The following is a 13,363-nucleotide window of genomic DNA, read 5'->3' as shown; positions in this document are numbered from 1 at the left end:
TGACTAAGCAGACTTCAGCGCGAGGCGTATAGTTGCGCTCTTTACCTTCAGACTTTCTCCGCCTGCCTTCAGTCATGGCTCTCCCAACTGCTCCCGTCCGCCGGCCCATCGACCTTCGCGCCTTTCTCATCTGCGTTCTCCTCTCCATGACCTGGGGCATGCAGCAGACTGCCATCAAGGCTGCCGGGACGGACATCAGTCCCATGCTGCAGGTTGGCCTGCGCTCCGCTGCGGCTGCGGTTCTGCTCCTCATCGCCAACCGCTTCTTTCTCCATGAGAAATGGAACTGGAACGTCAGGTTCCGCGACGTCGCGCTCGTGGGCCTCGGCTTTGTGGGTGAATTCTTCTTCGTGGCCGAAGGCCTCCGGTTCACGACCGCATCCCACATGTCCGTGCTTCTCTATACGGCGCCTTTCTTTGCTGCCGTAGGGCTCTCGATTCGACTCCCCGAGGAGCGTCTCTCCTTCATTCAGTGGGCCGGACTTTTCGTGGCCTTTGCGGGCATCGTGACGGCCTTCTTCGTCCCCGCCTTCCTAGCCGGAACATCGACCGGGGGCGAGCTCTGGATACTCGGCGACTTCCTCGGCCTTCTTTCGGGCGTCTCCTGGGGACTCACGACCGTGTTCCTGAGAGCGACGACGATGAACAACGCCGCCCCCACGCAGATGCTTTTTTCCCAGCTCATCTTCGCGGCGGCAACCCTCACGCCCATTGCCTTCCTTACCGGCCAGGCGACCTTCATCGGGACGCCGGTCGCCTGGGCGAGTCTTCTTTTTCAGATCTTCATCGTCTCCTTTGCGTCGTACCTTGTCTGGTGCCAGATGCTCAAGATCTATCTCGCCGCGCGCTTAGGCGTCCTCGTCTTCATGACGCCCTTTTTCGGCGTCCTCTTTTCTGTTCTGCTCCTCGGCGAATCCATCGGTCCGGCCTTCATCGCGGGATCGCTCCTGATGCTCGCAGGCCTTCTCATGGTCCAGGTGAGGCAGCTGCCTCACCAGAGGAAACACTGAGATTTAAAGCCACCAGACGCGGCTCCAGGGCGAAAGGATCTCCTCCACTTCAACCGCATCCCGGGCGACCGCAACAAGCGCACGGCCGTCGCCGTCCCTGAGATCCCGGGCAAGAAGCTCCTTCGCCCAGGGTTCATTCGCGCACTCGTGCCAGAGGATGACCGGACGGCGGAGACCGAGCGCATAGTCAACCTCAATAAGCGTACTGGACCCGGGAGCCGCCGCCATGACGAGCGTTCCGGTGCCAAGCGCTGCCACGATGCGGTTGCGGTGCTTGAGCGACCTCATCCGCTCATTGGGATCAAAGCGCCGGCCTTCAGCCTGCGGCGCCTCGGAAAGCGCAAGCCCTGTCGCGACGATTTCCTCATAGAGCATTGCGTTCTCGGGCGGCCAGGGGAAGGAAAGCGGAGTACCGAGCACTGCCGCCGTGCGCCCGCGGCGGGATTCATTCGTCCATGCGGCGAGCGCCCCTTCGTGCGCGGCGCGGTCGATGCCGGCCGCAAGCCCGGAGACAATGACGGCGCCTCTCGCGGCAAGATCGGACGCCAGGAAGGATGCGGCTTCGCACCGCTCGGAAGAAGCATTTCTTGAGCCCACAATGGAAACAAGAAGCTGTCGATCGAGGAGCGTCAGGTCCCCCAGGGCGCAAAGCACCTTCGGCGGATCTGCGAGAGCGTCAAGCGCCTGCGGATAGTCTTCCGAACCGCGCGTGAGAACGCGGGCGCCTTCGGGAAACGTCAGCGAGAGCTCCTTTCTGAGCTCAGCAACGCTCAGGCCCGAGCCCGCTTCGCGCTCAAGTGCATAGAGCGCCTGAAAATCCTCACGGGAGAGCAACGGCATATTTCGATTCCTCCGAAAAAAGGACTAGCTGCTTCAACAGAAATGCCCACTGCGGATAAGCGGGTTTATACGCATTTCAAAAGAGGAGAAGTAATGCATTCCTTAAATTTTCACCGTTAAGGACAGAGTTTCTCTTTTACATGTATCAAAATCTCTTCAATTTCTGATTCAGCAATACTCTTAAAGAGATAGTAACGTCGTCTTACTTCTCGTCATCCATTTTTTTTCAGGTTAACATTCTGCCGAAGGTTGGATCCTAAGGGATTCATACTCTATTGGGAGCTGTGCTCCATCAAAGCGCAGTCCCGCACCTCAAAAGGAAAGAAAAGATGAAGAAGATTCTGGTTGCCGCTGCCGTCATGGCCTGCTTCGGAACTGCCGGTGCCGCTGAAGACATCAATGTCGACGTTGCGGTTATCGGCGCGGGCGGCGCCGGCCTTTCGGCTGCTGTTCAGGCTAACGAACTCGGCGCCAAGGTTGTCGTCGTTGAAAAGATGGCGATGGTCGGCGGCAACACCGTCCGTGCCGCTGGCGGCCTGAACGCCACGGAAACGGCTCTGCAGAAGGCCAAGGGCACGAAGGACTCCGTCGAAATCATGTATTTCGATACGATGAAGGGCGGCCACTGGCTCAACGACCCGGCGCTCGTCCGCACGCTCGCCGAGAAGTCTGCCTCTTCCGTTGACTGGCTCCTCGCCCACGGCGGCGACCTTCGCGACGTTGGCCTGATGGCCGGCGCCACCTTCCCGCGCACGCACCGCCCGACCGGCGGCGCGCTCGTCGGCCCGGAAGTTGTCCGCACCCTCTACACGGCTGCCAAGGCTGAGAAGATCGACATCCGCACCAACACCCAGGCCACCAAGATCCTCACGGACAAGACCGGCCGCGTGACGGGCATCCAGGTGAAGGATAAGAACGGCACCTACACGATCCACTCCAAGGCGGTCGTGAACGCTGCCGGCGGCTTCGGCGCCAACAACGAACTCGTTTCGAAGTATGTGCCGCGCCTGAAGGGCTTTGCCACGACGAACCATCCGGGCGCCACGGGCGACGGCCTTCTCCTTGCTGAGAAGATTGGCGCCAACCTGATCCAGATGGACCAGATTCAGACGCACCCGACCGTTGTGCCTAAGGTTGGCGAAATGATCACCGAAGCCGTCCGCGGCAACGGCGCCATCCTCGTCAACAAGGAAGGCAAGCGCTTCTTCAACGAACTTCAGACGCGCGATGCGGTTTCCGCCGCCATCCTGAAGCAGAAGGACGGCATCGCCTACCTCTTCTTCGACTCCGACATGCAGAAGTCCCTCAAGGCGACGAACGGCTACATCAAGCAGCCCTATTGCCTGACGGGCGCTACGCTCGACGAGATCGCCGGCAAGATGGGCGTTCCGGCTGCTGACCTCAAGGCCACGATGGACGCCTGGAAGGCCGGCAAGGCTGCCAACAAGGATGCCTTCGGCCGCGCCGACATGCCGCGCGACCTCGACAAGGGCCCCTTCTACGCGATCGCCGTCACCCCGGCTGTCCACCACACGATGGGCGGCATCAAGATTGACCCGCTCACCCAGGTCTACAACGTGAAGGGCCAGGTGATTCCGGGCTTCTTCGCTGCCGGTGAAGTCACGGGCGGCGTCCATGGCGGCAACCGCCTTGGCGGCAACGCTCAGGCCGACATCGTGACCTTCGGCCGCATCGCCGGCCAGCAGGCCTTCATCTTCGCCCGTCAGCTCGACGCTCAGAAGAAGTAATGTCTGCCCTGCGGGCATGGCTTCCTGCTCGATGAAGAGGATGCACGGCCTCTGAAAGCTTCGGGCAGGAAACAAAACCCGCACCGGTCGCTTACGATCGCAAAGCCCGCGAGTTCTTTTGGAACCGCGGGCTTTTCGTTTCTTTTGCATTGCCGGGCGACTGCGCTAGACTCCTCAGACATCCCGCGCGGAGATGACTGGCCGCGCATTAAGAAATTCAAAAAGGAATTCCACCCATGCTCGACATTGTGATCACCGGAGCTGAGCTGGAGCACGATCTGCTCCTCGACCTCACGCATGAAGTGCACCCCGCACGCACGCTCTATCGTCCGTCCGAACCTTCGCTGCGCCTTGAGGATGTGCCAGATGATGCGGATCTCTCGCATCTCGAGCAGGAAGCCGCCCGGCACAACGCCGACTTCTTTGTTCTTCCCGCAGGCCTCAGCATCAAATCCTTCAAGGCATTCTTCTTCGATATGGACAGCACCCTGATCGAAAACGAGTGCATCGACGACATGGCCTTTGCTGCAGGGTGCCTTGATGAAGTGCGCCGGATGACCCGTGAAGCCATGGAAGGGAAATGGCCCTTTGCGGAAAACCTCCAGCGCCGCGTAAAGCTCCTCGCAGGAGCACCGGTGAGCGTCGTGGACCATTCGGTGGAGGCGGCTCGCTTCTCTGTCGGCGCTGAAGTCCTCATGAAGTTCGCCCGCCGCAACGGTCTTGCGCTTTATGTCGTCTCCGGGGGCTTCACGCTCATCACGCGACCCATCGCAAAGAAGCTCGGCATGACGGGGGCCGTCAGCAACGAACTCGTCATTGAAAACGGGCTCCTTACCGGCGAAGTTGCGGGCCCTGCAGGCGGCAAAATTCTTGACGCCAGAGGCAAGCGCCGCGCGGTTGAAGTGCTTTCGCAGCTCCACGGGGCATCATTGAGTGAAGTCCTCTGCTGCGGCGACGGCGCGAACGACGTCGAAATGATTCGCGCGGCGGGTCTCGGCGTTGCCTTCCATGCCAAGCCCGTCGTGCAGCAGCTCGCGCGCTACCGCATCAATCATTCAGGGCTTGACGCCATCATGCTCTTCTTCCGCGAATCCTGGAGGGATGCGCTCCCCTTCGCGTAATTCGTGAGGCAGGACTTCCAGTCGCCAGAAACTATTCGGGCGGGCGATCTCAAATGGGATCTCCCGCCCGATTTCATCAGAGGGTCAGGCTCCTCAGAAGTTTTTCCGCCTTGACCCGCAGTTCCTCCATTTCCTTGGAATAGCGCTTCAGCTTGCGGAAAGCTTCCTCAGCCTCTTCAACGCCCTTTTCGCGATCAGGAAGCGGAATCAGAAGATTTTCGAGCTCTTCCGTACGCACCTGCGGCACGGCTGTATTGCTCGACATGCGCTCATATCGTCCGCATACCGGTTCGCACTGAAGGTAGCGCAGGAGATATGCTGGAGATCGAACGGGACTATCCGCGCGAAGCCTCAGGATGACGAAGAGCTGGCCGGCCACCCAGCGTTCTTTCCTGGGGATGGCGTCGACAAGCGCGATTGACCCGATGCGTCCGCGCTGCGTAAAAATGATGTCGCCCGGCCGGATCGTCTGCTTTTCAATCCGGCGCGCCTGGGTGCCGTCATCCGGATCAATCCGAATGCGCTTTCTGGGACGGCGAAGAATCCCGCACTCATTGATGTCGTTCGGAATGGCTTCGTAAACGACGTCCTTCTCGTCCGCCGAGTCGGAATCCGGCCCCACCGCATGGCAGCGGACCAGTTCAACAAATGTCGAAAGCGGCCGGGAGCCCCGCTCCTCCAGGAGGCGGTCAATCTCTTCGTCTCCCGGCGTCTCCACGCGGCTTGTCGTCGTGAGAACGCAGCGGTCATTGAGCAGCGTGAGGTTCGTCGCACTCACGAGGTCAATGCCCTCTGCTTCCTTTCCCCGCATTGCAAGCGAAACGCTTTCCCGGAAATCATCGGGCCAGGGGCGCCGCGTATAGCGAAGCCTCGGAACAGAGATGAGATTCACGAGAGCGCCCTCGCGCCCGATCTTCTCGCAGAGAAGAAGACCCAGCGTTTCAATGCCGGACTCAACGCCCGTTGCCGACGGGAAGGAGATGACGCGCGTCAGGCGGCCGGACCTCAGGAATTTGGTCTTGAGCTTTTCATCCTCGCCCTGCGCCCGATAGAGCGTGCCGCCCGAAAGAATCGCCACGACGCGCGAGGGATTCGTCAGAAGGGCATCGGCGTAGTTGAGTTCGTCGATCGTATATCTTCCGACCGGCGGATGGCTCCCTTCGATATTGGGCTCAGGGATCGTGACGACGGGCCCGTCGAGCGTTGAGAGATCAATGGCGCCGGGCTTCAGAAGTTCCGTTCCGGCATCAAACCCGTAAGCCTTGAGTACGGTAAAGAGCAGCGCCAGGTGCTCTGAAATCGTCGCAAAGCGAACGGTGCGGCCGGCAAGAAGACTCCGGGCGCCGGAGAGAAAGGCGCGCTCTTCACCCACGATCCAGAAGGGCGCATGCGGATCTTCTTCAAGGAGCCATCCGGCAATCTCATCAACGAGCTCCGGGCGGAGCGAAAACTTTCTGATGTAGGTTCGTCCATTGAGGCGCAGAAAGGCTTCAAGGGTTTTCGCCGGATTCCGCATGAGCTCCTTTGGAAGCTTCCAGGAAATTTCCTGATCGGGAACTGCAATCGACCAGGAAAACTGTCTGAGTTCCGGCAGAGCGCTGCAGGCAAGGCTGCTGAATTCTCCAGTCCCCCGGAAGGTAATTTCCGGGACCTCGCCGCGCTCCGCCCGAACGTAGAGGATTGCCGTCAAAACGAGCTGAACTTCAGGGTCAAGCCTCGTTTGCTTGGAAAAAGTCTGCCAATAGGTGTCTGCTGCACCCGTTTTTTTTGCTTCCATGTACCGCTCTTTCTGACCGGGAGAAACGCTTCCGGCGCTGCGGAGCCCGATTGGCCTCTCCAGACTGCCGGACGAACCTTCACTAGGGGTTAATCCCCCATATGTTAGTGAACAAAATAATACTAAATAGTTTCTGCTTACGATAGTACCGGAAAAAGAGTATCGGGAGATCTCTCAAAGCGCAATCAGCAAAGTCGAAGCCGCATCAGAATGTGGTCGATGCCGCATTCGTCGAAGACGCGGCCTTCCGCCTCGAAGCTGTATTTTTCATAAAACCCGCGGGCATGGACCTGCGCATGAAGCGTCACTTCCCTGAGGCCGCTATTGCGGGCGCAGTCAAGCGCCGCCTCAAGGAGCTTCGCGCCGACGCCGCGTCCCCGGAAAGGCTTGAGGACGGCGAGGCGGCCGATCCGTCCGTCCGGCGTCAATCGCGCCGTGCCGACCGCCATGTGCCGGGAGTCCCTGGCGACAAAATGCGTGCTCACAGGATCGAGCGCGTCGATCTCCTCTTCCTTCGGCACTTTCTGCTCGGCCACGAAAACCATGAGCCGCACAGCCGAAGCCGGGTGCTCGAGCGTTTTCCAGGAGCCTTTTTCGATTGATATTTCCATGGAGAGGTTCTCAGGAATAGAGAAGCAGGCGGGCCCGCATTTCCACTGGAAGAAGCGGCCCGCTCGCAAAATAATGTTGGAGGTCAGAGCGTCTTCAGAAGATGCGCGAGTCTTTCCGCATGCTCCTTCGCCTTTGCCTTAACGGCCGCGAGATCCTCATCCGTGCTTACGCCCGGAATGTAGAGCATTCCGGCGGAGTAGACGGGCTCGGCATTCTTCATCGAGCAGTAGGTCGCCGTCGCAAAAAGCGGCGCGAGGAGATCCTTCACGGTGTAGCCGAGCGCGGCGTCTCGCCGATAGGAATCTTCCGGCGCGCCGAGCGTGAGGGAGAAGACCGCAGTCTTTCCCTTGAGCGCAGTGCCGCTCGTACCATAGGCAAATCCGTGCGTGAGGACCTCATCGAACCATTCCTTGAGAAGCGCCGGAACTGAGAACCAGTAGACGGGAAAGTCGAAGACGACAATATCCGCCTCCCTCAGAAGCTTCTGCTCTTCGGGAACATTGAAGCCTTTTTCGCCTCTTGCTCCGGAGAGTGCATGCACTTTGACGGCAGGGAGAAGCTTCCCCAACTCTTCAAGAATCGCCTGGTTGGCAAAAGAAGCCTTGAAATTGGGATGACCGTTGATGACAAGAACTTTTTTTCATCGGAAAATCCTATGGTTGCGTTCTTATAAAAAAATAATTCCCGACAGTTTGAAGTGCCGGGAATGTCTTCGAGGGGAAACTCTCAGGGGGGCGGAACTTCTGACTGAAAGTTCCGCCCGGCGTAAAGCTTATTGTCTGGAGAAGTCCTTCCCGGCGGCCTGAGCCTTCTTCAGGTCGCCCGCGAGCGCGAAGGTGAGCTTCTCAGGATCGCAGAAGCGGCGAAGGGCCTTGTTGACGTCCTCGACCGTGAGCTTCATCACGGCTTCTTCGGTCTCTTTCGAGAACTGCCAGGTCTTGCCGATCTCGAGGTTGTTGACCCAGTTGGAGGCAATGAGGCCGTCCTGAGCGCGGTTGACGGCACGGGACTGAATGATGCCGCGCTTCGCCTCAGCGAGCTCCTCTTCCGTGATGCCGTCGCGATAGGCGCGGGCGAGCTCATCGCGAAGCGATTTCTCTGCCTGAGCGAGGTTCTGCGGCGCCACGATGGCGCCAACCGACCACTTGGCACGATTGCCGAAGGAGGGAAGCGTGATGCCGGAACCCGCGCCGTAGGAGAGGCCCTCCTTCTGGCGCAGGCGGTTGACGATGCGGTTCGAGAGCCCGTCCGAGCCGCCGATGATCCAGTCGGCCGTGATGAGCGCAGGCATATCGCTGTCGGTGAGGGACGCGGGGAGATCAACGCGGGCAAAGAGCATCGCGTTTTCCTTGTCAGGCGTATCGATTACGAAGCGGGCGGGTTCGACCGGACGATATTCAGCCACAACGCGCTCGAAGGGAACCTCGGCCGACTTCCTCGCCACAATGTCCGCCTCAAGGGCCTTCGCCACCGCTTCCGGATCGAAGTCGCCCACAACGGCGATATAGCCCTTGCCGAGACCGAAGACGCGGTCGTAGTAGCCCTTCACCTCGGCGAGCGTCACCTTTTCAAGGTCCGCCGTCACTTCGGTGGAAAGCTGCGCATGACGCGCATCACCCGCAGGATACGTATTGAAGTGCGCCGTAATGGCATCGCGCCCCTTCGTCGAAGGTTCGTCCGAACGCGCCTTCATGCCGGCAATCGTCTGCTGGCGAAGCGTTTCGAATTCCTTTTCCGGATAAGTCGACTCGGTAAAGAGCTGTCCGACGAGCTTCAAAGCATCGCCCAGGTGCTCGCGGTCCGTCGTGAAGCTGAAGGGCGAGCCTTCCATCTTGAGGTTCGTGAAGGCATCCTCTATCTGCTCGCGCGTCATCGTCTTCGTGCCGCGCGTGATCATGGAGGAAGCGAGCATCGGCACGGCGCTCCTTGCGAGCTCCTTATTGTTGCCGACATTGAAGCGCATCTTCACCACGACGGTTTCGCCGCGGGTCTTCTTCGGCAGGAGCGCAATCTTCACGCCCTTCATGTCGACGATCTTCGTGCGCGCGTCAATGTTGTCCTGCGAAGGATCGAAAGCCTCAACTTCCGCACCCTTTTCCGAGAACTTGTAGCGGCCGATGAGTTCTTCCGCTGTAGGCGCAGGTCCGATATCGGCGCGCTTCGGATCATCGGTCGGAACGAAGAGTCCGACGACGCGGTTGTCGCGCACGAAGTACTTTGCGGCAGCCTTGTTGATGGCATCGGCCGTCACGGCCTTCACCTGCTCGCGGTCGGCAAAGAAGAGCCTCCAGTCGCCGAGCGCAATGTAGTCGGAAATGTCGACGCCGAATTCTTCCGGGTCCGCAAGCGTGCGCTCGAACATCGTTTCCTGATCGGCCTTCTGGCGAGCGAGTTCCTCTGCGGTGACGCCGGCTTCGCTGAAGGCCTTCTCAATCACCTCCACGAGCTTCGTCTTCACGGCCTGAATGTCGCCTTCCTTCTTCACCATGGCGCCGAACATCACAAACCCAGGCTTCTGGGCCGCAATCGGCCAGCCGAAGACCTGAGAAGCCATGCCGGTCTCAACGAGCGCCTTGTAGAGACGCCCGCTCGGCGCGTCGGCAAGAATGTCCGCCGCCATCGCCGTGGGTTCATAGTCGTCGGAAAGCGCCGACGGAATGCGGTAGCCGACGGCAACGAGCTGCGACTCGCCCTTTCTGCGGATGTAGAACTCGCGCTCGCCGTCCGCCTGCGGCTCAACCGTCCATTCCTTCGGCAGCACGCGTTCGGGCTTCGGGATGGGACCGAAGAATTCATTGATCCAGCCGAGAACCGTCTTCACGTCGAACTTGCCCGACACCGTAAGAACAGCGTTGTCCGGCTGATAGTAGAGGTGATAGAAGGCCTGCAGATTGGCGATTTCGACGTTTTCAATGTCGCTTCTCGCGCCGATCGTCGAGCGGCCGTAGCTCTGCCAGTCGAACATCACGCTCTGCATGCGCTTCATCATGACGGAAAGGGGCTTGTTTTCGCCCATTTCGTATTCGTTTCTCACCACCGTCATTTCGGTGTCGAGATCCTTCTGCGCGATGAAGGAGTTGATCATGGCGTCGGCCTGCCAGCCGAGCGCCCATTTCATGTTGTCGTCCGTAGCCGTGAAGCTCACGAAATAGTTCGTGCGGTCGAGCCACGTGGAGCCGTTCATGCGGAAGCCCCGGCGGGTGAATTCCGCCGTCGGATTGGGATAGTTCTTCGAGCCCTTGAACATCAGGTGCTCAAGAAGATGCGCCATGCCGGTTTCGCCGTAGTTTTCCTGCCGCGAGCCCACCAGGTAGGTCATGTTGACCGTGGCCGTGGGCTTGGCGGCATCCGGATAGAGCACCACCCTCAGGCCGTTGGCGAGGCGGTACTCCGTAATGCCTTCAACCGTGACGTATGGCGTCGGGAGTTCGTTCATTTTGTTCTTTTCCTCTTGGGCGAGCGCGCTGGCGCTCCCTGCCGCCGCAGATGCGAAAAGCGCGGCGCACAGAATATTTTTGAAAATCTGCATCTTCGAACCTTATTCAGATAGATGCGCAAACCTTAGCGGAGGAGATAATTCTGCTCCAGCCATTTCGGTTCCGAGATGTTACCAATGCGCTTTGCCGCAAGCGACATCGTGATGCAATTCCGGGTACCCGGCGACGCGCTCAGGCAAAAGCACTTTGGGCTATTCTTAGCGGCCTTGATCTATTAAAGAATCACTCCATGCGCTCAAAGCTCCCGAAGGCGCATGGGCCTCAAGCATGAAATTTCTTTTCGACATCTTTCCCGTCATCCTCTTCTTTGCCGCCTTTAAAGGGGCGGAGCACTTCCCTGCTGAAGCCATCGACCTTGCGGGAAGCCTGATCGGAGACGGCGTTACGGCAACCACCGCCCCGGTTTTTCTCGCCACCGTCACCGCCATCGTGGCGACCTTCCTGCAGATCGGCTGGCTGAAGGTGAAGCGCCGCAAAATCGAACCCATGCTCTGGATCAGCCTCGCCGTCATCGTCGTCTTCGGCGGGCTGACGCTCTGGCTCAAGAATGAAATGTTCATCAAGTGGAAGCCCACGATTCTTTACTGGATCTTCAGCGGCATTCTCCTTTTCGGCAGCTTCACGGGCCGCAACTTCATCCGCACGCTCATGAGGAACGCCATCGACATGCCCGATGCCGCCTGGGGGAAGCTCCAGTGGATGTGGATCGGCTTCTTCATCGTGGTCGGCATCCTCAACCTCATCGTCGCCTACTCCTTCCCGACGGAAATCTGGGTTGACTTCAAGCTCTTCGGCCTGATCGGATTGACATTGATTTTTACAATTGCCGCTGCAGTGTGGATGACAAGACAAGCATCCGAACGGCAGAATTGACCGAACATTTCCCCGGCTACTCCTCTGGCGCGAGCGCCCTTCCGGCGCACCCTGCACAGCAGAGTCCCTTCAAGTACTCAAATTCAAAAGCTATGGATAAGAAAGTCATTGCTCTCGGCGCTGCCGCTCTTCTCATCGCCGGAGCCGCCAACGCGGAACTCAAGGCATTCAAGGTGAACGGCGAGACCGTCACCGTCGCGGAGCAGAAGGCCATTTACGACCGTGCTGTTCAGTCCGGTCAGCCCGCGGGCGAAGGTCTTGAGCGTCAGGTCAAGAACCTTCTCATCCAGCAGACGGTTCTCCTTCAGGAAGCCAATAAGGCGAAGATCGCCAACAAGGCCGACGTGAAGCGCGCCATTGAAAATTCCCGCGATCAGATTCTCATCCAGGGTCTTGCTCAGGACTGGGCCCAGAAGAACCCGGTCTCTGAAGCCGACCTCAAGAAGGCCTACGATCAGGACAAGGCCGCCTACGGCGACACGGAATATCAGGTCCGCCACATTCTCGTGAAGACCGAGGACCAGGCGAAGAACCTGATTTCGCGCCTCAATAAGGGCGCCGACTTCGGCAAGCTCGCTCAGGAATTTTCTGAAGACACCGGCAACAAGGGCCAGGGCGGTCTTCTCGGCTGGGTTGTTCCGCGCTCCTTCGTTCCGGCTTTCGGCGCTTCCTTCACTGCGCTCAAGCCCGGCGAAATCGCCCAGTCCCCGATCCGCACGCAGTTCGGCTTCCATGTCGTGAAGCTTGAAGCGAAGCGCAAGGCCGAGCTCTATCCCTCCTACGAGAGCCAGAAGCCGGTGATCCGCAATGCGCTCGCCAACCAGAAGGTGCAGATGCACTTCCAGGACCTCATCAAGAAGGCCAACGTTCAGTAATCGGACGTTCTTCCTCAGGGATCCTCGCGAAAAACGCCTGAGACGCTTCCGTCTTCAGGCGTTTTTCTATATCCAGAAATTTCCGGGAGCCCGGAAAAAAGAAACGGACGATGTTCATGCACCGTCCGTTTGCCTTTTGAGTGAAGCGCTTTTCGCAGGAAAAAAGCGAAAGCGCTTCAGCGCCCGCTCAGTTATTTGGCGTGCTCTTCGCTCAGCTTCTTGAGGGTCTCAAGGCTATCGAGCACATCCTCGACGGAGAGCTTCTTCGCGCGTTCAAGGTCCGCTGCCGAAAGCTTGTGTCCGAGGATGCGGGCATCGGCTGCGGCATTTCTTTCCGCCTCGAAATTCTTCACGGGCTTCGACGCAGCCTCATAAAGCACGTAGGCGGCAATCGGATTCTTTTCAACGCCGGCGCCGTCCTTCAGGAGGTTGGCCAATGCAACGTAGCCCGCCGGGAAGCCGCCCTTTGAGGAAAGGTAGTACCACTTGGCCGCTTCCTTCTCGTCAATTTCCACACCGTTTCCGGTAGCGAAATAGTCGCCGAGATTCTTGTACGCAATGACAGAACCGTTCTTCGCGGCTTCGCGGTCCCAGATCAGAGCCTGGCGAGGATCCATCTTGACGCCGATGCCGTTTCGATAGGCGTGAGAGAGCGCAATCTGGCACTTTTCGTTCCCAAGGTAGGCGCCCTTTTCCCACCAGATGGTGGCTTCCAGCGGCGCCGCCTTCTGACCGAGTCCGCTGCGGAGCATGTCGCCGATGTAGTACATCGCGTCGCCGTTGTCCTTCGCCGCCTCTTTCTTAAAGGTGCGCATCGCTTCAGCGTACTTTTCGCTCTGGATCTGAGCGACGCCGTCGGCAACGCTTGCCGAAGCCGGCGCGGCGCCGAGGGTCATAAGCCCGGCACCCATCACGGCGCCGAGGGCTGTCCGAAGGAAAAGCGACTTGATCATCAGGGGTCTCCAAAGAAAATTCGCGCATTTGACGGGGCCATGAGCCGTCTAAAACGC

The 13,363-nt window shown here is 59.1% G+C and carries 10 protein-coding genes and 1 pseudogene; 5 read left to right on the top strand and 6 right to left on the bottom strand.

Annotated features, from left to right (window positions below):
* Positions 1-74: 74 nt before the first annotated feature.
* The gene (locus FG381_RS11595; protein WP_139688935.1) at positions 75-1,010 is read left to right on the top strand and encodes a DMT family transporter; all 936 of its coding nucleotides are present in this window, start codon (positions 75-77) and stop codon (positions 1,008-1,010) included.
* A 3-nt stretch (positions 1,011-1,013) separates the two neighbouring features.
* On the opposite strand, the gene FG381_RS11590 is transcribed toward FG381_RS11595, so the two are convergent.
* On the bottom strand, positions 1,014-1,850 hold the full coding sequence (locus FG381_RS11590) for a DNA-processing protein DprA (RefSeq protein ID WP_139688934.1): 837 nt from the start codon (positions 1,848-1,850) through the stop codon (positions 1,014-1,016).
* Between the two features lie 329 nt (positions 1,851-2,179).
* Here FG381_RS11590 and FG381_RS11585 point away from each other — a divergent pair, with 329 nt between their 5' ends.
* Complete coding sequence (locus FG381_RS11585) at positions 2,180-3,598, top strand: flavocytochrome c (protein WP_139688933.1); 1,419 nt, start codon at positions 2,180-2,182, stop codon at positions 3,596-3,598.
* 236 nt (positions 3,599-3,834) lie between these two features.
* A complete protein-coding gene (gene serB, locus FG381_RS11580) occupies positions 3,835-4,719 on the top strand; it encodes a phosphoserine phosphatase SerB (RefSeq protein WP_139688932.1) in 885 nt (294 codons plus the stop codon).
* Positions 4,720-4,795: 76 nt separating this feature from the next.
* Here serB and FG381_RS11575 read toward each other — a convergent pair whose 3' ends face one another.
* The 4 genes and pseudogenes from FG381_RS11575 to FG381_RS11560 form a co-directional block, all read right to left on the bottom strand.
* The gene (locus tag FG381_RS11575; RefSeq protein ID WP_139688931.1) at positions 4,796-6,496 is read right to left on the bottom strand and encodes a restriction endonuclease subunit S domain-containing protein; all 1,701 of its coding nucleotides are present in this window, start codon (positions 6,494-6,496) and stop codon (positions 4,796-4,798) included.
* 185 nt (positions 6,497-6,681) lie between these two features.
* Positions 6,682-7,107, bottom strand: coding sequence for a GNAT family N-acetyltransferase (locus tag FG381_RS11570; RefSeq protein WP_139688930.1), 426 nt, complete (start codon positions 7,105-7,107; stop codon positions 6,682-6,684).
* A gap of 83 nt (positions 7,108-7,190) precedes the next feature.
* Positions 7,191-7,736: pseudogene (locus FG381_RS11565) on the bottom strand (NAD(P)H-dependent oxidoreductase); the annotation flags it as partial.
* Between the two features lie 144 nt (positions 7,737-7,880).
* Entirely contained in the window at positions 7,881-10,637 is a 2,757-nt protein-coding gene (locus FG381_RS11560) for a M16 family metallopeptidase (protein ID WP_139688928.1), read from the bottom strand.
* Positions 10,638-10,872: 235 nt separating this feature from the next.
* Here FG381_RS11560 and FG381_RS11555 point away from each other — a divergent pair, with 235 nt between their 5' ends.
* Positions 10,873-11,478, top strand: a complete 606-nt coding sequence (locus FG381_RS11555) for a septation protein A (protein ID WP_139688927.1) — start codon at positions 10,873-10,875, stop codon at positions 11,476-11,478.
* 92 nt (positions 11,479-11,570) lie between these two features.
* Positions 11,571-12,353: a peptidylprolyl isomerase gene (locus FG381_RS11550; protein ID WP_139688926.1), complete on the top strand. Its 783-nt coding sequence runs from the start codon at positions 11,571-11,573 to the stop codon at positions 12,351-12,353.
* Positions 12,354-12,544: 191 nt separating this feature from the next.
* Here FG381_RS11550 and FG381_RS11545 read toward each other — a convergent pair whose 3' ends face one another.
* Positions 12,545-13,306, bottom strand: a complete 762-nt coding sequence (locus FG381_RS11545; protein WP_226960288.1) for a tetratricopeptide repeat protein — start codon at positions 13,304-13,306, stop codon at positions 12,545-12,547.
* Between the last annotated feature and the right edge of the window lie 57 nt (positions 13,307-13,363).

Source organism: Sutterella faecalis, from assembly GCF_006337085.1.
GTDB lineage: Bacteria > Pseudomonadota > Gammaproteobacteria > Burkholderiales > Burkholderiaceae_F > Sutterella > Sutterella faecalis.
This window is presented reverse-complemented; position numbering and strand designations above follow the sequence as displayed.